Origin of the sequence: Crassaminicella profunda (assembly GCF_019884785.1) — a bacterium.
In the GTDB taxonomy this organism is placed as follows: Bacteria; Bacillota; Clostridia; order Peptostreptococcales; family Thermotaleaceae; genus Crassaminicella; species Crassaminicella profunda.
In genome coordinates, this window is sequence record NZ_CP082326.1 from 2,021,504 (window position 1) to 2,047,028 (window position 25,525).

Genomic DNA, 25,525 nt, shown 5'->3' on the forward strand with positions numbered 1-25,525 from the left:
AAAAAAGCTACTTCTAAAGCAGCTTAAAATACGTTAAAAAATTTTCCATACCTACTAACAATCTTAATTTTCTTAATGTCTTTAACACTTACTGAATGTACTTGTTTTTTTGCTGTAACAACCCATACACTATTATCTTGAATCTTTGCTCCTAATATAATTCCTTTTACTGTAGGATGATCATAAAAATGTATCTTCATTTCATCTCCAGCCATCACTTCAATACTGCCTATTTTAAAATGTTTCGATTCTATTTCATCCATATGAACCTGTGATACAACTTTATTTTCGATAAAAATAGTATTATTCCATAAATAATATTTTTCCTTTAATATTGTAAAAATATATCCCAATATGGATACAATCAAAAGCATCAACAATAGTACTCGTAAATAAATAAACATTTTTTTCTCCTTTAGTATACATAATCATATTATGGTTGACTATATTTTTTTAATATATTATAAAAACATTAAAGCTATGAATATTCATAGCTTTAATGTTTCTTCTGGTCTGAGTGCTGGGAGTTGAACCCAGGGCCTCTAGAACCCCATTCTAGCGCGCTACCAAACTGCGCCACACCCAGATAATTCTATTTATTATTATACCCTAATATGAAAATTTTTCAAGGGTAAAAATAGATAGGGGTTTTCCCTATCTATTCTTACTATAGAATAATACAAATCAATCCACCACTTCCATCATTAATAATCTTTTGTAGTGTTCTTTGCATTTTATTTCTTGCATCTTCTGGCATCATGAATAATTTATGCTCTAACTGCTCTTTTACCATATCATGAAGGGATTTACCGAACATATTTGTTTCCCATATTTTCTTTGGATCTGATTCAAACTCATCTAATAAATATTTTAATAATTCTTCACTTTCTTTTTCTGTTCCTACAATTGGTGAAACTTCTGTTGTAATATCTGTTTTTATTAAGTGAAGGGATGGTGCATTGGCTCTTAATTTAACACCAAATCTATTCCCATGCTTGAAAATTTCTGGTTCTTTCAATTCTAATTCTTCTAATTGTGGTGATACTAAACCATATCCTGTATCTTTTACATCTTTCAACGCTCTTTCCACTCTATCATACTCATTCTTGGCTCTTGAGAATTCTTTTATAAGCCCTAATAATTGATGATCTCCCTCAATTTTATAACCAGTGATTTCTTCTAAAATATTGTAGAATAATCCTTCTTTTGTTTTCATTTCAATATGAGCGATTCCTTCACCCAAATTGATATCGCTTAGTCCTGCTCCAGCTATTATTTCCATATCCAAAAAATTTCCTACTGCATTTCTTACATCATTTATTTTCTTCACTTCTTGGCTCCATTGCTTTACAGAATAAATAATCTTATCCTTAAGCCAATGAGTCGCTTCTAACCCCTCAACCCATCCTGGAAGGGTAATATTAATTTCCTTAATTGGAAATTCAAATAAAACATTTTCTAATATATCATTGATATCTCCTATATTCATTTTTGCACAATCTGTTGCTACAACTGGAACCTTGTATTTTTCTTCTAATTGTTTCTTTAATTCTACCGTTTCTGCACCTTCAGGCTGTAATGAGTTTACAATTACAACAAAAGGCTTATTCATCTCTTTTAACTCTTTGATGACTCTTTCTTCAGCTTCTATGTAGCTGCTTCTATCAATATCTGTTACAGTACCATCTGTTGTAATCACTAAACCTATGGTTGAATGATCTGTAATCACTTTTTTTGTTCCTATTTCTGCTGCTTCTACAAAAGGAATTTCTTTCTCATACCAAGGTGTTGTTACCATTCTAGGTTTTCCATTCTCCTCATGTCCCATTGCACCCTTTACTAAATATCCTACACAGTCTACAAGTCTTACTTTAAATTTAGCATTATCTTTTAGGGTTAATTCTATAGCTTCGTTTGGCACAAATTTAGGCTCTGTAGTCATAATGGTTTTACCAGCCCCACTTTGTGGCAATTCATCTTTAGCTCGCTCTTTTCTATAAGCATTTTCAATATTTGGCAAAACCAATAATTCCATAAATCTTTTGATAAAAGTTGACTTTCCTGTTCTTACGGGTCCTACAACCCCTACATAAATATCCCCCTGTGTCCGTTCTGCAATATCTTTATATATATCGAATCTTTCCATTTCCACTCACCCCTTTGATCATAAATATTTATTAAAAAATCATAAACTATCAGAAATCATTCTTTCTAGATTATGGTATGTATTAACAATATATATATATGACCTCTTATCAGAGATTATGACTTTTATACAATAAAAAAAGATAGCTAATTTAGCTATCTTTTTACCACTGCATTTTTTTGCTTTCAACTACTTCTTCAATCTCATGAGTTCTACTTCTCATCATTAAATTCACCACAGCTTCTCTTACATCACTATCATTATAAAGTATATTATAAATTTCAGTTGTGATAGGCATTTCTATATTATATTCTTTAGATAGTTTATAAGCAACTGCTGTAGTAACTACACCTTCTACTACCATTCCTATTGAATTTACAGCATCTTCTAACTTTTTGCCTTGCCCAATTTGAATACCACATCGTCTATTTCTACTATGCATACTCGTACATGTTACAATTAAATCTCCAATACCCGTTAAACCTGCAAAGGTATTAAGCTCTGCACCCATTACTTGACCCAGTCTTGAGATTTCAGTAATCCCTCTAGTCATAAGAGCAGCTTTTGCATTGTCTCCAAAACCTAAACCATCGGATATTCCAGCTCCTAAAGCAATAACATTTTTAAGAGAACCTCCAAGCTCAACACCAATAACATCTGGATTGGTATATACTCTTAATTTAGGAGATATAAATACATCTTGTATATACTCTGCAACAGTTTTTTCACTTGATGCTACAACCAATGTAGTAGGCATATCTCTACATACTTCTTCAGCATGAGATGGCCCTGATAAAACAGCAAAAGCATTCTTTGGTAATTCTTCTTTCACCACTTCTGATATTCTAAGCAGTGTAGTATTTTCCAATCCTTTTGCAACATTTACAATAATTTGCTTTTCATTGGCTACATCTTTAAAATTACTAATTACTTTTCGTACCGCTTGAGAAGAAACTGCTAGCAATATAATATCTGCATCCTTCACAGCACCACAGATATCTTGAAACAACTCAATATTATTAGGTAGAATGACTCCTGGTAAATATTTGATATTTTCTCTTGCTTTTTTCATTTGCAAAAATTGTTCTTCATTTCTCATCCATAACTTTACATCATGCCCCTTTTTAGAAAGGGCAACAGCTAAAGCCGTCCCCCAGCTGCCTGCTCCAATTACACTGATACTTGATTTCATTGTAAACCCCCCTATTTATAATCAAGATTTACTTTATTTTAAATTCAGTACCATAAAACCACCCTTATAGATCTTCGCCCTTTTCTCTATGTATTATGCTCATTGGAGTTCCTTCAAACCCAAAAGCTTCTCTAATCTTATTTTCAATATATCTTGTATAAGAAAAATGGGTAAGTTCTTTGTCATTTACAAAAATAACAAATTTAGGTGGTCTCACAGAAATTTGTGTAACATAGAAAATCTTTAGTCTTTTTCCTTTATCTGATGGTGGTTGATTTAATAAGATTGCTTCTCCAATCACATCATTCAATCTACCCGTTGGCACTCTCATTGCATGCTGATTTGAAACAAATTTTATCGTTTCTAAAATTTGATGTACTCTTTGTTTTGTAACTGCTGAAACAAAAAGAATTGGTGCATACGGCATAAAAGCTAATTCCTGTCTAATATCTTTTGTATATTGATTCATAGTATTTGTTTCTTTCTCTACCAAATCCCATTTATTCACAACAATAAGGGTAGCTTTTCCTTCTTCATGAGCGTAACCTGCAATTTTTTTATCTTGTTCCGTTACCCCTTCTGTAGCATCAATCATCAACATACATACACTTGCTCTCTCTATTGCGTTAAGGGATCTGATAACACTATATTTCTCAATATTTTCATTTACTTTACTTTTTCTTCTTATTCCTGCAGTATCAATAAATACATATTCATCTTCACCATGAGTAAATGGCGTATCAATAGCATCTCTAGTAGTTCCTGCAATTTCACTTACAATAACTCTTTCTTCCCCTAAAATAGTATTGATAATAGAGGATTTTCCAACATTAGGCTTACCAATAACCGCTACCCTGATCATATCTTCTTCATAATCTTCTTCATGTTTTTCAGGGAAGTTTGCAATAACCTCATCTAACAAATCTCCAAGTCCTAAAGCATTTGTGGATGAAATCGCCAATGGATCTCCTAATCCTAATTGATAAAAATCATAAAAAGAATCTGGCAATTTGTGTGTATCTACTTTATTCACAACTAAAAGGACAGGTTTTCCTGTTCGTCTAAGTAAATTTCCTATTTCCTCATCTGCAGCTACAAGTCCTGTTCTTCCATCTACCATAAAAAGAATTACATCGGCTGTTTGAATTGCTAATTTTGCTTGATTTCTCATTTGTGATAAAATAATATCCTTTGACTCAGGTTCTAATCCGCCTGTATCAATTAAAGTAAAATGATGATTTAACCATTCAACTTCTGTATAAATTCTATCTCTTGTAACACCTGGTTTATCTTCTACTATCGCTATTCTTTTCCCAGCAAGCTTATTGAAAAAAGCTGATTTCCCTACATTCGGTCTTCCGACTATTGCTACAACTGGCTTAGCCATGAAAACACCTCCAGTATTTATCATTATTTTATTATTTTGTCAACAAAATCTTTTCCATCTACTTTTGTGACCGTTACTTTTATATTTAATGCTTTTTCTACATCCTCTACCGTTAGATCATCCAAAAAAATTGGTTCATCACTCTTTAACATACATGACGGTATCACTAATTTTTCTCCTAATTCCTTATTGCTTAATTGTTCAATTAGATCTGTTCCTGTAATTAGACCTGCTACCGTAATGGTCTCTCCAAAAAAGTTGTTTTTAATTTCAAACACATTGATTTTTAAGTCATTAAACTTTTTCTCCATTTCCTTACATAGCCGAGTCATAAAAGCCTTTGCGGATTTTCCAGTAGCAATACTCACTTCTTTATTTTCCATATTTCTTATATTCAATTCTTTTAAATAAGCAATTATTTCATATTCAAACTTAGCCATAAGCCCTACGCCATTTTCTATCTGTGGAAACCCTTCATAATCTTCATAATCAGGAATTTTTCTATTCGCAAGAACATAAAACTCATCTGATAAATATGCAAAACGGGTATTTATTTTCTCTAACAAATTATTTTGCCATTCTTCTACCTGCTCGATTACTTCTGTTGATGATTCCTTATCAAAAATGGTCAATGGATATAATCCTTCTCTAAATTTAGTTATTCCTACGGGAACAATGGCTAAACTCTGCATACTTGGATAAAGATTAGATAAATCTCTAATGGTTTTATCTAAATTTGCCTGATCATTTACATCTTTACACAAAACGATTTGTCCATTCATACTAATTCCTGCATCTGCGAGCCTTTGTAGTCTCTCATAAATATTTTTAGCATTTTTATTGCTTAACATTTTCACCCGGAGTTCTGGGTCTGTCGTATGAATAGATATATTAATAGGACTAATTCTATATTTTATGATCTTTTGTATATCTGTTTCAGACATATTCGTCAATGTAATAAAATTTCCTTGAAGAAATGAAAGTCTCGAATCATCATCCTTAAAATATAAGGTTTTTCTCATATCTTTAGGCAGTTGATCTATGAAACAAAACATACATTTATTCTTACAACTTCTTGCTTGATCAATAATTGGATTTTCAAATTCAATCCCCAAATCTTCATCGAAATCTTTATAAATTGTATACTTTTTTACTACTCCATCTTTTTTTTCAATCTCAATTTCCAAATATTCATCTGCTATTAAAAACATATATTCAATAATATCTTCAATATATTCATTATTTATTTTTAGTAGCTTATCGCCCTGTTCTATTCCTAATTTTTGAGCTTTACTTTCTGGATAAATTTTAGAAATAACATTTTTCTGCTCCTGCTCTTCCACAATAAACACCTACTTAAAATCTAGTTTTAGTACCTGATACTAATATTATATCATAAAAATCATCTTTATACATCCTGACTTATAATCTTATCATGTCCTTTTATGTATCGTCAAGAACATCATTTTAATGTTTCACAACAACATATGAACCATTTTCAAGATCATGTACCATTCCCATTGTAATTTTAGATACTAAAAGCGCAATCCTTTCTTTTTTTTCTTCTGATTGTGCATAAAACACAGGTACTGTTGTTGTAGATATCATGCTTCTATCCGTGGTGATAATGGCAATAATATTATCTTTAATTCCAAAATCCATTAAAGTTCTCCTTTCAACTCGTTATTTTCTTTTGATCCTATCTTTGACTCTAAAGGTTTTCTTTTTGCAGTTTCCAAAACTGGGGTTTTATTTACTGCCTCTACCAATAAATCCATATTAGGTTCCATAGGTATAATGGCCATAACAATATTTCCATTATGAGGATTTCTCCTAGCAATAGGCGTAAAATCTGGTTCATCCACATCCTTTCGAATACCTAGTTGAATTGCAGCATTATGCTGTACTGCTTGTCTTTGTCCCATATTAGCAAGGGTTGCTCTAGCATTTGCATCATTGGGTATGATTTCTACAGCAATTCCCCTTTCTTCGTAAATTTTTCTTGATCCTTTTAGGCCTATATTCATAATCACAACATCATTTACCATAAGTAACGGTCCATCGAAATGAATATGCGCAGGCATTACCTGGGCGATTTCCACAATTAATTGTCTTGATAGCAATTTTTTCAATGCCACTGCTGTGATAGATCCTATAAATATCCCAAAAAATATTTGCAAATAAATAGGTAATTTTATTATTTTTATAAAATAAAATGTAATACTTGTCATCAGTGAAGTAATAATAACCATATAGTTTCTAGCTTCAAAAGCTTTTGCAATATCTTCGATATAAGCTGTTCCTCTTGGAATTAGCTCCGTCCCCTCTATATTATCAAGACTTTGTCTTTCCATATTTCGAACATCTCTAAATTGTTGGGCTGCTAAGGCTAGAAAAGTCACTGCACTATATTCCTTTTGCACCAATGCAGGTAATGCTACAGCACCTAATGATGCTGCAATCACGCCTAATGTTAAATGGGAAATCAATCCTTGTGGATAACTAGGATATTGTCTTTGATCAATTCGAATCATATAAATTCTTGCTAACAACCCCATTCCTAGCGATAAAATAATTTGAACACCAAATTCATCCATAAACATCCTCCTAAGTTTTCTATATGTTTCTATTATTATTTGTTTTTTAATTGGTTTTATGAGAAATAAGTCTTTAAAAAAAAAGAAAACCCTTCTCTAAGAAGAGCTTTCCCATTATTTTTTATTATTTCATCCAATAATCTCCTGTTTGAATATATACAACCTTCTCACATACATTTTTAGCATAGTCTGCAATTCTCTCAATATGAGAACAAATGAATAAAAAGTAAGTAGACTGGGTAATTTTCTTTGGATCTTCCATCATATAAGTAAGAAGTTCCCTATATATTTGCTTATATATTTCGTCCACCGTTTCATCTAATTCCCAGGTATTTTTCGCAAGAACTACATCCTTTTTTACAAATGCGTCCAAAGATTTTTTCACCATATCTGTTGCTAAATCTGCCATCCTTGGTATATCTATTAATGATTTCATATATTTTTCATTGACCATTTTTATAGTAATTTTAGCAATATCTACAGCATGATCTGCCATTCTTTCAAGATCTGCAATTAATCTTAAAATCGAGCAAATTTCTCTTAAATCAATAGCCATAGGCTGTTGGGTAGCAATTAATTTAATGCATTTATCTTCAATTTCTTCTTCTAGCTTATTTGTAGCCTTATCTCCATTGATTACTTTTTCTGCAAGAACAACATCTTGATCCTTTAAAGATTTTATTGCACTGAGTATAGCTTCTTCTGCCATACTTCCGAGCTTTAATAAATCATTATGAAGCTTTGCTAACTCATTTGCTAATTGTAATCTTGGCATCATCATCCCTCCATCCTTTTTTAACCAAATCTTCCCGTAATATAGTCTTCTGTTCTTTTATCTTTAGGCTTAGAAAAAATATTATCCGTTGCATCCATTTCTACAATCTCTCCATTTAAGAAAAAGGCCGTATCATCTGATACTCTTCCTGCTTGCTGCATGTTATGTGTAACAATGACGATTGTATAATCTTTTTTTAATTCATCTAATAAATTCTCTACCTTTAAGGTTGATATCGGATCTAATGCTGAAGTTGGTTCATCCATTAATATTACATCTGGTTCAACGGCTAAGCATCTTGCAATGCATACTCTTTGCTGTTGCCCACCAGATAACCCTAAAGCAGGTTTATCTAATCGATCCTTCACTTCATCCCAAAGGGCTGCTCCTTTTAAACTTTTTTCTACGATTTCATCTAATGTTGATTTATCTTTTATCCCATGAACTTTTGGTCCATAAGCTATATTTTCATATATTGTTTTAGGAAATGGATTAGGCTTTTGAAAGACCATCCCCACATTTTTTCTTAAATTGATTAAATCACATTGATCACTATAAATATCTAAACCATCTATAATAATTTGCCCATTAATTTTTACATGATCAATCAAATCATTCATTCTATTTAAAGTTCTTAAAAATGTTGATTTTCCACATCCAGAAGGACCGATGAGGGCCGTTACTTTATTTTTCTTAATATCTATATTGATATCTGTTAATGCTTGAAATTCTCCATAAAAAAGATTTAAATTTTTCACCCTGATCTTAGGATTGTTTGACATATTTTTCATCTCCTTTCTAAGATGCAGCCTTGGTATTTTTCATATATTTATTTGCAATCATATTAGCTGAAAAATTAATCAGCAAGACAAATATAATGAGTACAGATGCTGTTGCAAAAGTTTTTTCTTTTGATAAACCTTCTGAAGCTAACAAATATAGATGGACAGACATGGTTCTAGCAGGATCCATAATTGTTTTAGGTACTCCTAAAGAACTCCCTGCTGTCAGCATCACTGCAGCTGTTTCTCCTACAGCTCTACCGATTCCTAATATAAGTCCTGTTAATATTCCAGATACACTACTTGGAAGTACTACCTTCACAATCGTCTCCCATTTTGTAGCCCCAAGGGCTAGACTACCTTCTCTGAAGGATCTTGGAACAGTTTTAATTGATTCTTCTGTAGCACGAATAAGTGTGGGAAGAATCATCAAAGCTAGTGTTAATCCTCCTGATAAAATGGACCATCTTAGTTTTAAAAATATTACAAAGAATACAAATCCAAATAATCCAAATATAATAGAAGGGATTCCTGCCAATGTTTCAGTCCCAAATCTTATAATCTTTACAAATTTATTTTCTTTAGCATATTCAGTTAAATAAATAGCTGCACAAACTCCTATTGGTGTAGCTATGGCAATGGATACAAGGGTTAGGTATATGGTTCCAACGATAATAGAAAAAATTCCGCCGCGTCTTCCCATACTTTTGGGGTCTTGTATAAAAAAGTTTAAATCTATATGTTTTACTCCATTGATTAATACATATCCAATAATAGATAATACAGCTAGAATCGTTAATGTTGCTACAATATATACCCATAGATAAGCTATTTTTTCTTTTATTTTTATATTTTTCTTATCTATAGTTAATTTTCCAGTATGCGTCTTTGTATCTACAACCATTTCTCTACTTCGCCCCCAATCTTTTCATGGTTCCTGTTGCTGTAATATTAAGTAACATAATAAATACAAACAGAATAATCCCTGTAGCAAACAATGCCTTTTGATGCATAGGTGTTGCATATCCCATCTCCATAGCAATGGTTCCTGTTAATGTAGCAACAGAATCTAACACACTACCTGGAATTTTAGGCATATTCCCCGTAATAAGAATTACTGCCATGGTTTCTCCAACAGCCCTACCCATTCCTAACACAACAGATGTGATAATTCCAGATTTCGCTGCTGGAATGATTACTTTTATAATCGTTTCAAAATGAGATGCACCTAAAGCAAGAGAACCTTGTTTATACTCAACAGGTACAGATCTTATAGCATTTTCAGAAATATTCACAATAGTTGGTAGAATCATAATGGCAAGAATCATAGCTCCTGCTAGAATACTATACCCAGATGTATAAGCATCTGGATTTACCTTCTGTATAATAGGTAATATATACATTCTTATAAAAGGAACTAGAATGGATAATCCAAAAAAACCATATACAACAGAGGGTATTCCTGCTAACAATTCAACAGATGGCTTAAATACTTTCACAATAGATTTTGGAGCAATTTCAGCTAAAAATACTGCACAAGTTATGCCCATAGGAACGCCTATTAGTAAAGCCCCTAAAGTTACTGATATAGATCCCATGATCATTGGAAAAGCTCCATATTCTCCATTTGTAGGTGCCCATGTTTTTCCAAATAGAAAATTGATTACACCATACTCTTTAAGAATCGGTACTCCCTCTTTGAAGATAAATAAAGTAATTACAAATACAGATAAAGTTGCCACTGCTGCACAAATCAAGAGCATTGTCTCAATGATTTTCTCGTATTTTTTCATATCAAAACGCCTCCCAAATTTATAATAATATGCATTCTTTATATAAAGATTAATTCTGTGTTAAATTCATGTTAAACACAAAAAAGAATTTTAAAATAAGCATAAGACAGTTAAAAACCGTCTTATGCTTATTTCATAGGAGGATATTCAATCCATCATGTTTTGCAAAATTATTTTATTGAAATAAATTCCTCTTTTACAATTTCTTGACCTTCATTTAAAACAAACTCAATATAAGCTTGAACCACTTCTGATTCTTCACCATTTGTTAGATATAAGAAAGGTCTTGCTATTTTATATGTTCCTTCCTTCGCAGTCTCTTCATTGGCTTCTACCCCTTCTACCTTCACTGGCTTTACTGTAACATCCATTGCACCCATTGAAATGTAACCAATTGCATCTGGTGTATTTGCAACAGTTTGCTTCACAGCACCTGTAGATGGTTGTACTAATGCATTTTTAGTTGTTTTATCAACTTTTTTTCCTTCAGCATTTTTGCTCTCAACTTTTGTAATTTCTACAAAAGCTCCCCTTGTCCCTGAACCTTCTTCTCTACTTACAACTGTAATAGCTTGATCTTTTCCTCCAACCTCTTTCCAGTTTGTAATTTCCCCAGTAAATATTTTCTTTATTTGTTCTAGCGTTAAATCTGCTACTTCATTAGATGGATTCACTACAACTGCAATCCCGTCTTTTGCCATTATATATTCTGTTAATCCTAAATTTTTTTCTGACTCTTTTACTTCTCTTGAAGCCGCACCAATGTCAGCAATTTTTTCTGCTGCTGATTTTACACCAACACTTGAACCTCCACCTTGTACTTCCACAGATACTTTTGGATATTTTTTCATGAATACTTCTGCTAACTCTTCTGATAATGGCTGCACCGATGTAGAACCTGCAATAACAACTTTTCCTGATAATACATTTTCATCTGTTTTTTCTTCTGTTGTTGTATCTCCCTGACTTCCACATCCAACTAACATAGTAACCCCTAACATAAGTGCTAAAGCTAAAGATAAAATCTTTTTCATTTTACTTTTCCCCCATTCATTTTTTTAATGTCAAAATTTGATCCTCCCTTAAGTTTCAAACTTTACATACTTAGTATAGTTTCCTTATGTTAAATAGAAATAAAGAGATTGTTAAATGGATGTAAAAAAAGAGAAAAACAAATTAATTTTGTTTTTCTCTTATCTTTATAGGAATCCTCACAACAAATTCAGATCCCTTACCTAATTTACTATTTACTTTTATTTCTCCATCAAAAGACAATACAATATGCTTTACAATAGCTAATCCAAGTCCTGTACCACCTATTTTTCTTGATCGAGCTTTATCTACTCTGTAAAAGCGTTCAAATAGTCTTGGTATATGTTCTTTTGGTATCCCGATCCCTGTATCCTTCACTACAAAGTAAACATTATCATATCTTTTGTAAGATAAAACTTTAATCGCTCCACCCTCTGGTGTATATTTAATTGCATTTTCAACAAGATTCAGTATCATTTGCTTAAATAAATCTCGATTTCCATTAATAGGTGGCAAATTAGCCTCTACTTCTGTACTATAGGTTATATGCTTTTGATTTGCTAGGGACTGAGTCATTATATTCATTTCATCAATAATTTCTTTTATAATAATTTCTTCTCTTTTCGAATTGAGTTTATGTTTTTCAATAGCAGAAAGCGTAAGCAGATCATCAATCAATCTTGTTAATCGTTCTGTTTCTATGTCAATAATATCTAAAAATCGGTTTCTTACTTTTTCATTCTCCATAGCACCATTCTTTAACGTCTCAATAAATCCACTAATAGATGTTAAAGGTGTCTTTAATTCATGAGATACATTTGCTACAAATTCCGTACGCATGTTTTCTAATTTTCTCATTTCTGTAACATCCTGAATAAGAGCCATTACACCAATAATTCTATTAGGGTCCATGTCTAATCTTATAAAGTTTGTATACAGCTTTAATATCTTTGTTTCAGGATAATCAATGATCACTTCTCTTTCTCCTACATTTTTATTATGAATAATATCTTTTAATACATCATGTAGTTTATTGTTTCTAACAACTTCTAGAATATGTTTGCCATATACATCCTCATCTTCAACATGAAATAATGCCATGGCTACTGGATTGATTAAAATAATTTTATAGGATTTATCAATAGCGAATAATGCTTCATTCATACTTCCTAATGTTGATTGTAGCTTTGTATTTTTATCTTGTATTTCAGATATGGTTTCATTCAATTTTTCTGACATAATATTAAAAGTCTCTACGAGTATACCTATTTCATCATTACTCTTAATATAAACCTTGTCTCCAAAATTTCCATTTGCAATTTTCTTTGCAGTTTTTGTGATTTTTTTAATGGGCTTCGCTACATTATTTACAAATCGATAGCCTAATATAGTCGTTACCAACAGTCCACACATAGCAGCAATTAGTGTATTTTGGAAAAGCTCATAATTTAATTTCTTCATCTCTGTTAATGGCAAAGCTAATCTGGTAACACCATAAATCTTATTTTCTATTTTAATTGGTACTGCAATGTAAATGTAATCCGTCTCTGTAGTTGTACTCCATCTTTCGCTTTTCCCTACTTCACCTTTTAATGCTTTTTTTACTTCTGGCCTATATGAATGATTTTCTATTTCAGACAACATTGTAGAACTAATTTCTGAGTCTCCAATAACCTTTCCTTCCTTATTAATAAAAGTGATTCTTGCATCAATTTGTCCTCCATACGCATTAGCATATTGAGAAAAATCTATATCCTCAAAAGAATTTTTTTCTGCTTGTTCTTTTATGAATTGATTCATAAGACTGGCATTAGTGATTAATTTATTTTCCATGTTTTCCACATAACTATTTCTTACAAAATTAAGGGTTAATAACCCGGTTAATATAATTCCTATCAAAATAAGAATTGTATAGGTGACAAAAATTTTCTTTTGCATAATTCTCTCCTATTTCATCTTATATCCTATCCCTCTTATAGTCTCAATATATACGGGATATCTATCATTGTCTTCTATTTTCTTTCTTAAATGTCTTATATGCACATCTACCGTTCTTGTTTCCCCAAAATAATCATATCCCCAAACTTCATCCAATAAAAAATTTCTTGACAATACTTTTCCTCTATTTCTTGCTAGAATTTGAAGTAACTCAAATTCCTTTAGTGTTAGTTCAATTTTCTCCCCACTTTTCATTACTTCATGCTTTTCTATATCCATCACAATATCATTCACTTTGATGGTTTTAATTACTTCTTTTGGAACTTCTTCAAACCTTCTTAAAACAGCTTTAATCCTTGCAATTAATTCACGTACACTAAAAGGTTTGGTTAAATAATCATCCGCACCTAATTCTAATCCTAATACTTTATCCATTTCTTCCCCTTTAGCCGTTAACATAATAATAGGTATTTTCCTTGTTTTTTCATTATTTCTAATTTTTTTACACGCTTCAAACCCATCGATACCTGGTAACATCAAATCTAATATAATTACATCTGGCATCTCTTCCTCTGCAACAGCTATTGCATCTTCTCCATTTTCACTAGTGATTACATCATATCCATTACTTTCTAAATTAAATTGAATCAATTCTATAATATGCTGTTCATCATCTACTACCAGCACTTTCTTTCTATTCATGATTTCTCTCCTTCCCACTGCCTATCTTATTTCCATTATTGCTGCCATTCTACCCGTTATCCCTTTATCTCCTCGATAGGAAAACAAGACATTTTTATTGCACATGGTACACATATTACTTATTGTTATATTTCTTTCTAAAAGGCCAATTTCCTCTAATGCTATTTTATTGGCCTGCCATAAATCAATCATATACTTATTGTTTTCTTTGGAAAATACGAATTTATCTAGATTTGTAAAATTTTTGTTAAATTTGTTTATTACACCCTCATCTACTTCATAACAACATTTTCCTATAGATGGTCCTATGGCAGCAAGACAATCTTTAGGATTTGTTTTAAATGTTTCTACCATCTTTTCTACTACCTTTTTCCCGATTTTAAGAACAGTCCCTCTCCATCCTGCATGGGCTAGGGCAATAACTTTGTTTACTGGATCTAATAAAAATATAGGTACACAATCAGCATATACTGTTACTAACGCCACTTTTCTTACATTCGTAATGAGCGCATCTATCCCTATAATATCACTATCTCTTATAATTCCTTTTCCTATATCCTCTTTTTTTACAATTTTTATATGATCCTCATGAATTTGATCAGAAAAAACCAAATGATTCATAGATATTTCTAATCCTTCACATAGTAATCTAAAATTCTCTATGATATTTTCTCTTGAATCATCTGTGTTCAGTCCCAGATTTAATGAATTATATGTGCCTTTACTAACCCCTCCTACTCTACTAGTAAAACACGTTTTTACAAGTCCCGTTTCATCAAAACTCGGAATCGAATAATATACAATTCCTTCGTTAGTTTTATGTTCAGCAAAATTATTCAATCTTTTCGTCCCCCTATCCCTGTATTTTTTTACATTTAAATAATAGCAAGTAATATTACTTGCTATTATTTGTAAATCATTATTTATTATTTTTCATTCATCATTTTTCTTAATTCTTCCATAAACGTATTAATATCTTTAAATTGTCTATATACCGATGCAAATCGTACATAGGAAACTTCATCTAAATCTTTTAACTGATTCATTACTAATTCACCTATATAAGTACTTCGTATCTCTTTTTCCATAGTATTATGAAGACTTTTTTCTATATCATCTACCATACTTTCAATCGCTTTCATAGATACAGGTCTTTTTTCACAAGATCTGATGATACCATTGAGCATTTTATTTCTATTATATGCTTCCCTATTTCCATCTTTTTTTATTACAATTAAAGGAATTTCCTCGATCTTCTCATATGTAGTAAATCTTTTTTTACACTTGTTACATTCTCTTCTTCTTCGAATAGCTTGGCCTTCTTCTGTAGGCCTTGAATCAACAACTTTTGTGTCAAAATATTCACAAAATGGACAATTCACCTATCATCCCCCCCATTACACAATAATAAAAAATTTAAGATCACTATATGATGTTACTCAAATTATAATATGCTAGATTTAGTATGTCCACTATTTTTTTTCCTCTTCCTCTTCTTGTGTAATAATTTCGCTTCTTAATTCTACAAGTATTATGTCCACTCCAATTTTTTTTATTTCCTTCCAAGTAATAATATAATCATTATCTTTCCCAAATAACCCCAGAAATCTTCCAGGACCTGGAATAATCAAAGCCTCTATTCTCCCTTTTTCTAGATTCACTTCAATATCTGAGACAAAACCTAACCGCCTACCATCTATCATATTAATAATTTCCTTATCTCTTAACTCAGAAGTACTAATCATTTTATCACCTACTTTATATTTTTATCTTTTACCTTTGTTATAATATATAAGCTTGCCTCAAAATATATGTATCTTTCCATAAAAAAACAAAAGCAAAATTTGCTTTTGTTATATGTGTTTTCTCATATGTTTTAATGCAGTTTTTTCTAATCTTGAAACTTGTGCTTGAGAAATACCTATTTCATCAGCAACTTCCATTTGTGTTCTGCCTTCAAAAAATCTCAAGGTTAAAATATGTTTTTCTCTACCACTTAATTTCCTTAATGCTTCCCGCAATGCGATTCCTTCCAGCCAAGTTTCATCTTCGCTTTTTTCATCACTTACTTGATCCATTACAAAAATAGCATCTCCACTATCATGATATATGGGTTCAAATAAGGATATAGGATCTTGAATAGCATCTAATGCAAATACCACATCCTCTCTAGGAATATTTAATTCCTTTGCAATTTCTGATATCTTTGGTTCCTTGGAATTTTTATTAATTAACTGGTCTCTTACTTGTAATGCTTTATAAGCTGTGTCTCTTAAGGATCTACTTACACGTATTGAGTTATTATCTCTTAAATACCTCCTAATTTCTCCTATAATCATAGGTACAGCATATGTAGAAAATTTAACATTATGACTTAAATCAAAATTATCTATTGCTTTTATTAATCCAATACATCCAACTTGAAATAAATCATCTACATGTTCTCCTCTATTATTAAATCTTTGTATTACACTAAGTACCAATCTTAAATTCCCTTGAATAAATTCTTCTCTTGCAGATAAATCTCCTTGGTGAATTTTCCCAAATAAATTTCTCATTTCTTCGTTCGTAAGCACTGGTAATTTTGATGTGTTTACGCCACATATTTCTACTTTATTGATGTGCATGACAATTCCTCCATTTCTATGGATTATTGCCCCCTTACATAAAAAATTATTGCCTTATTTTTTCTCCTTTATACTTTGAGTTTTATCCAAAAAATTACAAAGCAGCATTTCTGCTGCTTATATTAATCTCTTAATTTCTTTTTGTAATCTTGAAATAATCCTTTTTTCAAGTCTTGAAATGTAGGACTGGGAAATTCCTAATAAGTCCGCCACTTCTTTTTGTGTTTTTTCTTCCCCATTATTGAGTCCAAATCTTAACTCCATTATTTTTTTCTCTCTATTTGACAGCTTTTTAAGTGCTATCCCTAACAATTCTCGATCTACTTCTTCCTCTAAAAACTTATAGATCAAATCGTTCTCTGTCCCTAATATATCTGAAAGAAGAAGTTCATTTCCATCCCAATCAATATTAAGGGGTTCATCAAAAGAAATCTCCGCTTTTGCTTTGTTATTTCTTCTTAAATACATTAAAATTTCATTTTCAATACATCTTGATGCATATGTAGCAAGTTTTATCTTTTTTTCTGGATCAAAGGTATTAACAGCCTTAATAAGTCCTATAGTCCCTATTGATATGAGATCTTCCACCCCGATTCCTGTATTTTCAAACTTTCTTGCTATGTAAACTACTAACCTTAAATTTCTTTCAATTAAGATTGTCCGTATTGCTCCATCGTCTTGTCCAAGTCTACCCACAAGAAATAATTCCTCTTCTGAGCTTAAAGGAGGCGGTAGGGCTTCACTACCTCCAATATAGAATATATTTTCTTCTTTTGTGATTCTGAATTTTCTTGATATTTTTAATAAAAATATCCTGAAGTATAATTTTGCCTTTTCAATCATAACTAACACTATAACGCCTCCCCTTTGGTGAATGAATTACTTTAAAATATCTGGATGTAATAAAGCTGCGTAGTCTCCATTTCGAGATAATTTTTTTGTATAGACACCTACAACAATATTCTTTATGCATTTTAAGTCTTTCTCATCTTTTACTTGCACACGATCAGGCTTAAATCCCATAAGCATACCATTTTCTTTTCCCAAAGACTTAAAGGGTATCACCCTAAACCGATTCATCCATTCTGATGTTTGAAAGATTTTAGATATTAAATCCAAATTAACATCCTGGGAATTGTCTAAAATATTTTGCACATCTGTAGGTAATAAATCTTTTATAGACTCATATTCTACAATAATCACTGGATCTTTAGATAATGGATCCATCAATGCATTGCCTGTATCTATTAGGCCTTTTAACTGACTGCTGTGATTTTCAACTTCAATTTTTATAGGAATATAAATTTTCTCTCTAGAAATTTTTTCCTGTATGTATTCCCAACAAAATCGAATTAATATATAAGCAACAATTCCAGAGTAAATTAATAGTTTTATTGAGAAATTCCCAATATAATAGATGCCATTACTTAATAGCCCATTCAAGTCAGTGAAATAAAACAATGCAAATGCCGCTCCACCAAACATAAATGAAATCAAATAAAAAATTGCCAACGTTTTTATAAATTCCATAAATTTATATGGTGTAAATGTAATAATAATAATGAATATAGAAATAACTATTTTCATTACAAAAGTATACAAAAATTGAAGGGAAGGAAAAAATATGACAAATGCATAGCATGCCCCAACAGCTGCACCAATCCACACTCTATATTTTGGAATCTGTGCTTTACTAAAATAGGCTGTTAAATGTAATATCAACCAATTCATCAATAAATTTTCAATGAACAAATACTCTCCATAAACTTCAAACATATGCATTCCTCCATTTAGGAGATCCTTATACTTTTTACACAATTATTCAATTGTCCTTTTGTTTATGACTATTATATATGAATTTGTATTAAAACTTTGTCATTCTCTGAAGTCGAAAAATCATAATATTTAATCACAATACGACAAAAGGTCGTTTAGTTACCTAAACGACCTAAAATTTATCTTATTATTTAATTTATCTTCTTCTTCTTAAGAAAGTAGGAATATCTAAATCATCATTTATTGAATCATTCTCTTCTATTTCTTTCTTTTCTTCATTAGGTTCATCCTTACCCTTATCCTTATTTATCAAAACCCTTTCATCAACTCTTTTGTTGTTTTCAAATCCAGTTGCAATTACAGTAATAATTAATTCATCTTTTAAATTTTCATCAATTACTGCACCGAAAATAATATTTGCATCTGGGTCTGCTGCTTGTGCAACTAATTCTGCTGCTTCATTTACCTCAAATAATCCTAGGTTCTGTCCACCTGTAATATTAAGAAGCACACCCTTTGCACCTTGAATAGATGTTTCAAGTAAAGGACTCTGTATAGCTTGTTTAGCAGCTTCAGTTGCTCTGTTGTCTCCACTTACACCTCTACCTACACCCATGTGGGCTAATCCTTGTTCAAACATAATAGTCTTAACATCGGCAAAGTCTAGATTTACAAGACCAGGAACAGCGATTAAATCTGATATACCTTGTACACCTTGTTTTAATACATCATCTGCAATTTTAAAAGCTTCCATAATAGATGTTTTCTTTTCAGCAACTTGCAATAATCTATCATTTGGAATGGTTACCAAAGTATCTACTTTATCTTTTAATTGCTCAATTCCGAATTCAGCATGCTGCATTCTTCTTTTTCCCTCAAAAGTAAATGGTTTTGTTACAACACCTACTGTTAAAATCCCCATTTCCTTAGCAATCTGAGCCACAACAGGTGCTGCACCTGTTCCAGTACCTCCACCCATTCCAGCAGTTACAAAGACCATATCTGCTCCTTGTAAAGCTTGAGAAATATCATCTCTACTTTCTTCCGCAGCCTTTTTACCGATATCTGGATTCGCTCCAGCCCCTAATCCTCTTGTAAGCTTATCGCCTATCTGTATTTTATACTCAGCTTTTGATGTAAATAGAGCTTGTTTATCAGTATTTACTGCTACAAACTGTACTCCTTTAAGCTGAGATTCGATCATCCTATTAACAGCATTATTTCCACCGCCGCCAACTCCAATAACCTTTATTTGGGCAAACTGCTCCATATCTACATCGAATTCTAACATAAGTTTACCTCCTCCACAAAACTCTGATCATAATCAATTAGTCCAATTACGTCCTCTAAAAATAATTTTTATGTATCAAGGATTCCATTTTTATCTCATCCATCCTCTGTCAGATTGTTTATAGACATCCATTATAATTTAATTCAACACATTAGGCAAATATCCTCTTTTTTTATAATAAAAACTTTATTTTTGTCCTATTTTTTCAATAAAATGTCTTCTCAATACTGCAAAGTTATTAAATAGCCTTCCTCCAAAGGTAAATATTGCAGCATAATATAATGGCACACCAAGTCGATCACCAATATACGCTAATAATCCTGCTAAAATAGCATTACCAAAAAAACCTGTGATAAATATAGTAACATTAAACTTTTCTTCCATATAGGCTCTTAGTCCTCCAAAAACAGTATCTAGTGCTGCTAATATGGCTACGGACATATATAATGAATAAGATGTTGGATAAGTAATAGGAAGGTAGAGACCTAAAAAAACCCCTATGATTAAACCAATCATTGCAATTAACAATTTATTCACCTTCTTCTGATACTTTTAAATATCTTAAATCTATTTCTTCAGAATACTTTTGTATCTTAATATTAAGTACTGTATTTACTTCTACATAAAGACCATATAATTCTAATATTTCTACATATCCTTCGGGTGCAGGAGCCATTAAAGCAGCTTCTAGCTTTTTAGGATCTCCTATAGCTTTAATAATAAAGGGTTGTGCAAAAAACTGATTATTAATACGTATACTATGACCTGCACAGCTTATTTCACTATTTGCTAATAATCTTTGTCCATTAATAGACATGGCTTCTGCTCCTGCAACTTTTAAATCGTTTATGATTCTTAATACATCCTTGTCATGAACCAAAACATCGTTTGGTTCTTGCCAGTCCTCCAATTCTTTTGTTCCATCAGCTAAAGTCAAAATGATTCCGGGGCCTTCTACATCTGTAAATCCACTGTTAAGTTTCTGTTTTTTTAATTCTTCTGACATAGCTTCTTTAAATTTTCCGCCCTCTTCTTTTATTTTTTCATACTCTTTAATCTTATTTTCTTGTTCCTTAATCATCTCTCTAATATTATCTACTTCTTTTTTTTCACTTTCAATCAATACTTTATAATTATGAATCACTTTAAGTGGCACATATTCATATTGGCCCTTAACATTTTTAAACTGTAATGCAATCAACACTCCCACTAAAATACACAATATCAAAATGTTATATTTCCATACGCCTCGTTTCATGGATTCACCTCAATTATTCCGTATCCTCAACAGGCTTAGCATACCTAAATTTTATAATTTCATTATATCTAGGAATAATCACTTCATCTTGTTTTTTCACTGATACCTGAAGATTTTTAGTGTTTTTCATATAATCAACAATACCATATCTTATATTCAATGTTGACTCAAGTGTATCTGGATTTCCTATGGCCTTAATAATAAAAGGGGGTGCTGTTGGAACTGCGTTAATATTTACATTACTACCTGCAAGGTTGATCTCTGTACGTGAAACAAATCTTTGATCATTAATAGAAATCGCTTCTGCTCCTGCATCATTCAATTTATTAATAATACTTAAAAGCAGTTCATAATTATACATAATAATACTATCTGTTGAAAATTCTGGATCAATTGGTGGATCATCTACTACTACCACAACTCCCGGACCCTCTACTTTTCTAAGTCCTGAAATAATCTTATACTTTTCTAGCTCTGAACTCATATTTTTTACTAGAACATTTTTTTTAGACTCTGCTTCTTCTATTTCCTTCATTTTTGCTTCTAATGAATTAACTTCCCCAACCAAATTTTCTTTTTCTTCTCTTACTTTTTTGAGCTCTGCAGCTAACTCTTGTGCTTTTTGTGCAGGAGCTGCTCCTCCTAAATTACTTTGTACAGTTTTAAATTGTAAAGCTAATACCACACCTAAAATAATACATACTACCCCAATAGCTAGTTGTGCTTTGATATTTTTCATGCTACCACCTCCTATTCTACAGGTCTATAGCTGGGATCTCCTTCATAACTCATATCAATAACACCCCTTGTGATTTTTTTCTGATTTAAATCTTCTAATATTTTCTTTAATACCTTTAATCGATAATCTAAATTGTTTCCTTCTCCAACTTTACATATTAGATCATCCGTAAATTTTATAATGCTATCTTTTTTATTAGTTATATCTAATTCCTTTATAAATATTTCATGTTTATTGATCCCTCTTACAATTTCAAGAGCTTTACTTAATTGCCCTTTATCTTTTACTACTAAAATTGCACCTTCCATGAAATTTGTAAATTCAAGCCCCTTTATAACTTTTAAATTTCCATTGCTCGTAGAAGATCTAAGAACCATTCCATCTTCATCAATAATCAAATACTCATTCATAAAAGGTATGGCTGCTTCTTCTTCTCTTTCTACTATTTGAATAATTATTTTATCTGGTAGTTTCCTCTTTACACTCACCGTTTTTACATAAGGATTATTATGTACATTTGCCTCTATGTGCTTCAATTTTTCCTTAAAAATATGATTACCTATAATAATTCCAGAATCAGCTACTATTTCCTCCTTTGAAATAGTGGTATTTCCAAAAACTTGTATTCCTTTTATTTTGAAAATATCTGTTTTAAATATAATGATAAAAGAAACTGCTCCTACCAAAATCATAATTAAAAATAAGATTCCTTTTTTTCTTCTTTTTACTTTTTTATCAATACTTCCATAATATTTATTCATATATTCTCACCTTTATAGGGTTTGTCCTTAATTTTTCATTACTTAAGAGCAGCTTATAAGCTGTCTCTTAATCAATCCTATAAATATAGGCTCCTAGTTTTTCTAGCATTTTATCAAATTCATCATATCCTCTATCGATATGCTTAATATTATCAACCATAGTAACACCTTCAGCTACAAGTCCTGCTAACACTAAAGCTGCTCCTCCTCTTAAATCCTTTGCATGTACTTTTGCACCCGTAAGTCTTTTAACCCCTTGTACAACAGCAACTCTACCATCAATTTTTATTTTAGCACCCATTCTTGTCAATTCATCTACATGCTTATATCTATTCTCAAAAACAGTCTCTGTAATAATACTAGTACCCTTAGCAACCGTCATTAACGACATAAGTTGAGCTTGCATATCTGTTGGAAATCCTGGATAAGGTAATGTCTTAATCATTTCAACAGCCTTGATTCTTTGTGTTGCCTTAATTTTTAAGCTAGTATCTTTTTCTAATACTAAACATCCTGCTTCTTTCAGTTTTGATATAACTGGTTTTAAGTGATCAACAATTACATTCTTTAATACAATATCACCTCTAGTTATAGCACCTGCTACTGCTAGTGTTCCTGCAACAATCCTATCAGGAATGATTTTGTGCTCTACATCATGAAGCTTTTCTACACCCTCTATAACAATTTCACTTGTACCTGCCCCTACTACTTTGGCACCCATTTTATTTAAATAGTTCTCTAAATCAATAATCTCAGGTTCCTTAGCTGCATTTCTAATTCTTGTAGTACCCTTTGCCATCACTGCAATAAGCATTGTATTTTCAGTTGCTCCTACACTTGGATAATCTAAAATAATCTCACTTCCTTGTAATTTTACCACTTCACACTCCAAAAATCCATGGGATTCTTTAATTTTAACCCCTAATTCTCTTAATGCTTTTAAATGCAGGTCAATAGGCCTAGGACCTATTTCGCAACCACCTGTTTGACATAGCATGTTGGACGTTGTATCTCATATCTATCACGATGCCTCCATTATAGTATATCTCATCAAACATTGAATCTTCAATATTATAAAGGTCTTTCATTTCTTTATCAATCTCATACTTATCAAAAACAATGATCTTGTTCAACAGTAATTCAATAGCTTCTTTACATAAACCTTTTTCCTCAATATTTTTCATAGCAATATCAATTTTATCAATACTTGTTTCCACATTATTGAGATGATCAATTTTACTTTGTATTTCATCAATTTGACTTTCAGTAATTTTTATATTATTTTCTAGTTCTTTAGATTTTTTTTCAAAAATAAAGTCAGGGATTTTTCCATCAAGTTTATCTGTGTAAACTTGTTCATATTGTCCCTTATATTTAGATAAATTCTGCTGAAGTTTCTTTAATATACTAGTTTGGCTTATTTCTTTAGCTCTAGCATCTTTTAGTTTACTATTAAAACATACCCGATAATTTGGATTGCTAATCATATTTTTTATATGTTCATTAATTGCTTTATTGATTACCTCTTCTCTTACTCTATGTGGTGTACAACCCCTATCTTCTATATGTTCATTGATTTTTCCTTCTTTGAAATTTTTCCCACATACATAAGCATCCAATCTACCTTTTTTTCTTATCATGTACATAGCACTTCCACATCTGCCACATTTCATAAAACCAGACAATAAAGCAGGTTTCTTTGACCTTGGAGCAAATACTTGCTTTTTATCAATCATTCCTTGAACGATCTCAAAAGTTTCTTTGTCAATGACTGCTTCATGATGATTTTCTATTCTAATCCATTCACACTCAGGTTTTCTTTTCGTCTTTTTACTTTTATAACTAACTTTTTCAGTCTTTCCAGAAACCATAGTTCCTGTATAAACTTCATTTTTTAATATTCTATTCACATGTTGAGCAATCCATGTACTTGCTTGTGGCCTATTTGAATTATTTCTATAAGCTGATGGGGTAGGTATTCCTTCTTCAGTTAACATTGTTGCAATTGCCCTATATCCATACCCTTGTTTATATTTTTCAAATATCTTTTTTACAACCCAAGCAGTATTTTCATCAACAATAAGTTTTTTATCTTCCTTTTTATATCCATAATGTGCTCGAATCAAAAGATCACCTTTTTCCATTTTTCCTCTTAATGTACTTCTTATTTTTTGAGAATCATCTTTAACTCTTCTTTCATGGAAGTAAGCTTCTAAAGGAAATAATTCCGCATCATATTTTCTTTCATAAAATTCTATCTCTACTTCATATTCTTCGATAAATTGAATAAATCCTAGTGCTTCATATTGATTTCTACCCAGTCTTGAACTGTCCTTCATTAATATAATATCGACTTCCCTATTTTTAATCATACCTTTTATTTCATTTAATCTAGTAAAGTCTGTACCCGTCATATTATCATGCATGATGATATTGACTATATTTGTATATCCCTTTCTCTCACAATAGCCTAGCAGTAAGTCTCTTTGGGTTTCAATTCTTTCATAGTTTTCCATATTGTCATCACGGCTCTCTCTACAATACAGCAAAACTCTTTTTCCAAAATTTCTCTCTCCTATTATAACATTATTATTAACCTCAGTGTGGTTTTTTTGTTCTATATAAGACATCTAGCCCTCCTTAGAATTATAACAAAAAACATCGTGCACCTATAAGTTATAGTATCATCGCTCAACTTATTTGTATACGATGTCGATGTTGGTAAATAT

The 25,525-nt window shown here is 31.4% G+C and carries 27 protein-coding genes, 1 tRNA gene and 1 pseudogene; all 29 read right to left on the bottom strand.

Annotated elements, in window-relative coordinates; all coding sequences use genetic code 11:
• Positions 1–23 precede the first annotated feature (23 nt).
• The 29 genes and pseudogenes from K7H06_RS09580 to K7H06_RS09715 all read right to left on the bottom strand — a co-directional run bounded on the left by K7H06_RS09580 (position 24) and on the right by K7H06_RS09715 (position 25,426).
• Positions 24–404 carry a hypothetical protein gene (locus K7H06_RS09580; RefSeq protein ID WP_223039644.1) on the bottom strand — a complete coding sequence of 127 codons (381 nt, stop codon included), beginning with the start codon at positions 402–404 and terminating at the stop codon, positions 24–26.
• A 105-nt stretch (positions 405–509) separates the two neighbouring features.
• A tRNA-Pro gene (locus K7H06_RS09585) sits at positions 510–586 on the bottom strand.
• A gap of 81 nt (positions 587–667) precedes the next feature.
• Positions 668–2,146 carry a stage IV sporulation protein A gene (spoIVA, locus tag K7H06_RS09590; protein ID WP_223039645.1) on the bottom strand — a complete coding sequence of 493 codons (1,479 nt, stop codon included), beginning with the start codon at positions 2,144–2,146 and terminating at the stop codon, positions 668–670.
• 163 nt (positions 2,147–2,309) lie between these two features.
• Positions 2,310–3,338: an NAD(P)H-dependent glycerol-3-phosphate dehydrogenase gene (locus K7H06_RS09595; RefSeq protein ID WP_223039646.1), complete on the bottom strand. Its 1,029-nt coding sequence runs from the start codon at positions 3,336–3,338 to the stop codon at positions 2,310–2,312.
• 64 nt (positions 3,339–3,402) lie between these two features.
• Positions 3,403–4,725: a ribosome biogenesis GTPase Der gene (gene der / locus K7H06_RS09600; protein ID WP_223039647.1), complete on the bottom strand. Its 1,323-nt coding sequence runs from the start codon at positions 4,723–4,725 to the stop codon at positions 3,403–3,405.
• A 23-nt stretch (positions 4,726–4,748) separates the two neighbouring features.
• Complete coding sequence (locus tag K7H06_RS09605; protein WP_281426056.1) at positions 4,749–6,068, bottom strand: DUF512 domain-containing protein; 1,320 nt, start codon at positions 6,066–6,068, stop codon at positions 4,749–4,751.
• Positions 6,069–6,192: 124 nt separating this feature from the next.
• A complete protein-coding gene (locus tag K7H06_RS09610; protein WP_223039649.1) occupies positions 6,193–6,387 on the bottom strand; it encodes a capping complex subunit for YIEGIA in 195 nt (64 codons plus the stop codon).
• Positions 6,387–7,322, bottom strand: coding sequence for a YIEGIA family protein (locus tag K7H06_RS09615; protein WP_223039650.1), 936 nt, complete (start codon positions 7,320–7,322; stop codon positions 6,387–6,389). Before K7H06_RS09615 ends, K7H06_RS09610 begins: the two co-directional genes overlap by 1 nt.
• Positions 7,323–7,446: 124 nt before the next feature.
• The gene (phoU, locus tag K7H06_RS09620; RefSeq protein WP_223039651.1) at positions 7,447–8,097 is read right to left on the bottom strand and encodes a phosphate signaling complex protein PhoU; all 651 of its coding nucleotides are present in this window, start codon (positions 8,095–8,097) and stop codon (positions 7,447–7,449) included.
• A 20-nt stretch (positions 8,098–8,117) separates the two neighbouring features.
• Positions 8,118–8,879, bottom strand: a complete 762-nt coding sequence (pstB, locus tag K7H06_RS09625) for a phosphate ABC transporter ATP-binding protein PstB (RefSeq protein ID WP_223039652.1) — start codon at positions 8,877–8,879, stop codon at positions 8,118–8,120.
• 16 nt (positions 8,880–8,895) lie between these two features.
• Complete coding sequence (gene pstA / locus K7H06_RS09630) at positions 8,896–9,783, bottom strand: phosphate ABC transporter permease PstA (RefSeq protein ID WP_223039653.1); 888 nt, start codon at positions 9,781–9,783, stop codon at positions 8,896–8,898.
• 4 nt (positions 9,784–9,787) lie between these two features.
• Positions 9,788–10,672: a phosphate ABC transporter permease subunit PstC gene (gene pstC / locus K7H06_RS09635; protein ID WP_223039654.1), complete on the bottom strand. Its 885-nt coding sequence runs from the start codon at positions 10,670–10,672 to the stop codon at positions 9,788–9,790.
• 170 nt (positions 10,673–10,842) lie between these two features.
• Positions 10,843–11,706, bottom strand: coding sequence for a phosphate ABC transporter substrate-binding protein (locus K7H06_RS09640; protein WP_223039655.1), 864 nt, complete (start codon positions 11,704–11,706; stop codon positions 10,843–10,845).
• Between the two features lie 142 nt (positions 11,707–11,848).
• The gene (pnpS, locus tag K7H06_RS09645) at positions 11,849–13,165 is read right to left on the bottom strand and encodes a two-component system histidine kinase PnpS (protein WP_484795931.1); all 1,317 of its coding nucleotides are present in this window, start codon (positions 13,163–13,165) and stop codon (positions 11,849–11,851) included.
• Positions 13,166–13,243: 78 nt separating this feature from the next.
• Positions 13,244–13,642 (bottom strand): annotated as a pseudogene (locus K7H06_RS21580) (hypothetical protein); the annotation flags it as partial.
• A 9-nt stretch (positions 13,643–13,651) separates the two neighbouring features.
• Positions 13,652–14,344, bottom strand: a complete 693-nt coding sequence (locus tag K7H06_RS09650) for a response regulator (protein WP_223039657.1) — start codon at positions 14,342–14,344, stop codon at positions 13,652–13,654.
• A 21-nt stretch (positions 14,345–14,365) separates the two neighbouring features.
• Entirely contained in the window at positions 14,366–15,184 is an 819-nt protein-coding gene (pgeF, locus tag K7H06_RS09655; protein ID WP_223039658.1) for a peptidoglycan editing factor PgeF, read from the bottom strand.
• A gap of 86 nt (positions 15,185–15,270) precedes the next feature.
• On the bottom strand, positions 15,271–15,726 hold the full coding sequence (gene nrdR / locus K7H06_RS09660) for a transcriptional regulator NrdR (protein ID WP_223039659.1): 456 nt from the start codon (positions 15,724–15,726) through the stop codon (positions 15,271–15,273).
• A 90-nt stretch (positions 15,727–15,816) separates the two neighbouring features.
• Complete coding sequence (locus K7H06_RS09665; protein WP_223039660.1) at positions 15,817–16,089, bottom strand: YlmC/YmxH family sporulation protein; 273 nt, start codon at positions 16,087–16,089, stop codon at positions 15,817–15,819.
• Between the two features lie 108 nt (positions 16,090–16,197).
• Complete coding sequence (gene sigG / locus K7H06_RS09670; protein WP_223039661.1) at positions 16,198–16,971, bottom strand: RNA polymerase sporulation sigma factor SigG; 774 nt, start codon at positions 16,969–16,971, stop codon at positions 16,198–16,200.
• A gap of 117 nt (positions 16,972–17,088) precedes the next feature.
• On the bottom strand, positions 17,089–17,814 hold the full coding sequence (gene sigE, locus K7H06_RS09675) for an RNA polymerase sporulation sigma factor SigE (protein WP_223039992.1): 726 nt from the start codon (positions 17,812–17,814) through the stop codon (positions 17,089–17,091).
• Between the two features lie 36 nt (positions 17,815–17,850).
• Complete coding sequence (gene spoIIGA / locus K7H06_RS09680; RefSeq protein ID WP_223039662.1) at positions 17,851–18,747, bottom strand: sigma-E processing peptidase SpoIIGA; 897 nt, start codon at positions 18,745–18,747, stop codon at positions 17,851–17,853.
• 196 nt (positions 18,748–18,943) lie between these two features.
• Positions 18,944–20,038 carry a cell division protein FtsZ gene (gene ftsZ, locus K7H06_RS09685; protein WP_223039663.1) on the bottom strand — a complete coding sequence of 365 codons (1,095 nt, stop codon included), beginning with the start codon at positions 20,036–20,038 and terminating at the stop codon, positions 18,944–18,946.
• A gap of 186 nt (positions 20,039–20,224) precedes the next feature.
• On the bottom strand, positions 20,225–20,554 hold the full coding sequence (locus tag K7H06_RS09690) for a small basic family protein (RefSeq protein WP_343216829.1): 330 nt from the start codon (positions 20,552–20,554) through the stop codon (positions 20,225–20,227).
• Positions 20,555–20,567: 13 nt separating this feature from the next.
• A complete protein-coding gene (locus tag K7H06_RS09695) occupies positions 20,568–21,296 on the bottom strand; it encodes a DUF881 domain-containing protein (RefSeq protein WP_223039665.1) in 729 nt (242 codons plus the stop codon).
• Between the two features lie 13 nt (positions 21,297–21,309).
• Entirely contained in the window at positions 21,310–22,035 is a 726-nt protein-coding gene (locus K7H06_RS09700) for a DUF881 domain-containing protein (protein ID WP_223039666.1), read from the bottom strand.
• An 11-nt stretch (positions 22,036–22,046) separates the two neighbouring features.
• Positions 22,047–22,796 carry a cell division protein FtsQ/DivIB gene (locus K7H06_RS09705; protein WP_223039667.1) on the bottom strand — a complete coding sequence of 250 codons (750 nt, stop codon included), beginning with the start codon at positions 22,794–22,796 and terminating at the stop codon, positions 22,047–22,049.
• A gap of 67 nt (positions 22,797–22,863) precedes the next feature.
• Positions 22,864–23,793: a UDP-N-acetylglucosamine 1-carboxyvinyltransferase gene (gene murA, locus K7H06_RS09710; protein ID WP_223039668.1), complete on the bottom strand. Its 930-nt coding sequence runs from the start codon at positions 23,791–23,793 to the stop codon at positions 22,864–22,866.
• The gene (locus tag K7H06_RS09715; RefSeq protein WP_223039669.1) at positions 23,756–25,426 is read right to left on the bottom strand and encodes a recombinase family protein; all 1,671 of its coding nucleotides are present in this window, start codon (positions 25,424–25,426) and stop codon (positions 23,756–23,758) included. The genes murA and K7H06_RS09715 overlap by 38 nt, the downstream gene beginning before the upstream one ends.
• Positions 25,427–25,525 lie beyond the last annotated feature (99 nt).

Excerpts from the sequence above, each read along its gene's own strand:
- K7H06_RS09580 (WP_223039644.1), bottom strand. The coding sequence starts at position 404 with ATGTTTATTTATTTACGAGTACTATTGTTGATGCTTTTGATTGTATCC.
- spoIVA (WP_223039645.1), bottom strand. The coding sequence starts at position 2,146 with ATGGAAAGATTCGATATATATAAAGATATTGCAGAACGGACACAGGGG.
- K7H06_RS09595 (WP_223039646.1), bottom strand. The coding sequence starts at position 3,338 with ATGAAATCAAGTATCAGTGTAATTGGAGCAGGCAGCTGGGGGACGGCT.
- der (WP_223039647.1), bottom strand. The coding sequence starts at position 4,725 with ATGGCTAAGCCAGTTGTAGCAATAGTCGGAAGACCGAATGTAGGGAAA.
- K7H06_RS09610 (WP_223039649.1), bottom strand. The coding sequence starts at position 6,387 with ATGGATTTTGGAATTAAAGATAATATTATTGCCATTATCACCACGGAT.
- K7H06_RS09615 (WP_223039650.1), bottom strand. The coding sequence starts at position 7,322 with ATGGATGAATTTGGTGTTCAAATTATTTTATCGCTAGGAATGGGGTTG.
- phoU (WP_223039651.1), bottom strand. The coding sequence starts at position 8,097 with ATGCCAAGATTACAATTAGCAAATGAGTTAGCAAAGCTTCATAATGAT.
- pstB (WP_223039652.1), bottom strand. The coding sequence starts at position 8,879 with ATGTCAAACAATCCTAAGATCAGGGTGAAAAATTTAAATCTTTTTTAT.
- pstA (WP_223039653.1), bottom strand. The coding sequence starts at position 9,783 with ATGGTTGTAGATACAAAGACGCATACTGGAAAATTAACTATAGATAAG.
- pstC (WP_223039654.1), bottom strand. The coding sequence starts at position 10,672 with ATGAAAAAATACGAGAAAATCATTGAGACAATGCTCTTGATTTGTGCA.
- K7H06_RS09640 (WP_223039655.1), bottom strand. The coding sequence starts at position 11,706 with ATGAAAAAGATTTTATCTTTAGCTTTAGCACTTATGTTAGGGGTTACT.
- pnpS (WP_484795931.1), bottom strand. The coding sequence starts at position 13,165 with ATGAAGAAATTAAATTATGAGCTTTTCCAAAATACACTAATTGCTGCT.
- K7H06_RS09650 (WP_223039657.1), bottom strand. The coding sequence starts at position 14,344 with ATGAATAGAAAGAAAGTGCTGGTAGTAGATGATGAACAGCATATTATA.
- K7H06_RS09665 (WP_223039660.1), bottom strand. The coding sequence starts at position 16,089 with ATGATTAGTACTTCTGAGTTAAGAGATAAGGAAATTATTAATATGATA.
- sigG (WP_223039661.1), bottom strand. The coding sequence starts at position 16,971 with ATGCACATCAATAAAGTAGAAATATGTGGCGTAAACACATCAAAATTA.
- sigE (WP_223039992.1), bottom strand. The coding sequence starts at position 17,814 with ATGATTGAAAAGGCAAAATTATACTTCAGGATATTTTTATTAAAAATA.
- spoIIGA (WP_223039662.1), bottom strand. The coding sequence starts at position 18,747 with ATGTTTGAAGTTTATGGAGAGTATTTGTTCATTGAAAATTTATTGATG.
- ftsZ (WP_223039663.1), bottom strand. The coding sequence starts at position 20,038 with ATGTTAGAATTCGATGTAGATATGGAGCAGTTTGCCCAAATAAAGGTT.
- K7H06_RS09690 (WP_343216829.1), bottom strand. The coding sequence starts at position 20,554 with ATGATTGGTTTAATCATAGGGGTTTTTTTAGGTCTCTACCTTCCTATT.
- K7H06_RS09695 (WP_223039665.1), bottom strand. The coding sequence starts at position 21,296 with ATGAAACGAGGCGTATGGAAATATAACATTTTGATATTGTGTATTTTA.
- K7H06_RS09700 (WP_223039666.1), bottom strand. The coding sequence starts at position 22,035 with ATGAAAAATATCAAAGCACAACTAGCTATTGGGGTAGTATGTATTATT.
- K7H06_RS09705 (WP_223039667.1), bottom strand. The coding sequence starts at position 22,796 with ATGAATAAATATTATGGAAGTATTGATAAAAAAGTAAAAAGAAGAAAA.
- murA (WP_223039668.1), bottom strand. The coding sequence starts at position 23,793 with ATGCTATGTCAAACAGGTGGTTGCGAAATAGGTCCTAGGCCTATTGAC.
- K7H06_RS09715 (WP_223039669.1), bottom strand. The coding sequence starts at position 25,426 with ATGTCTTATATAGAACAAAAAAACCACACTGAGGTTAATAATAATGTT.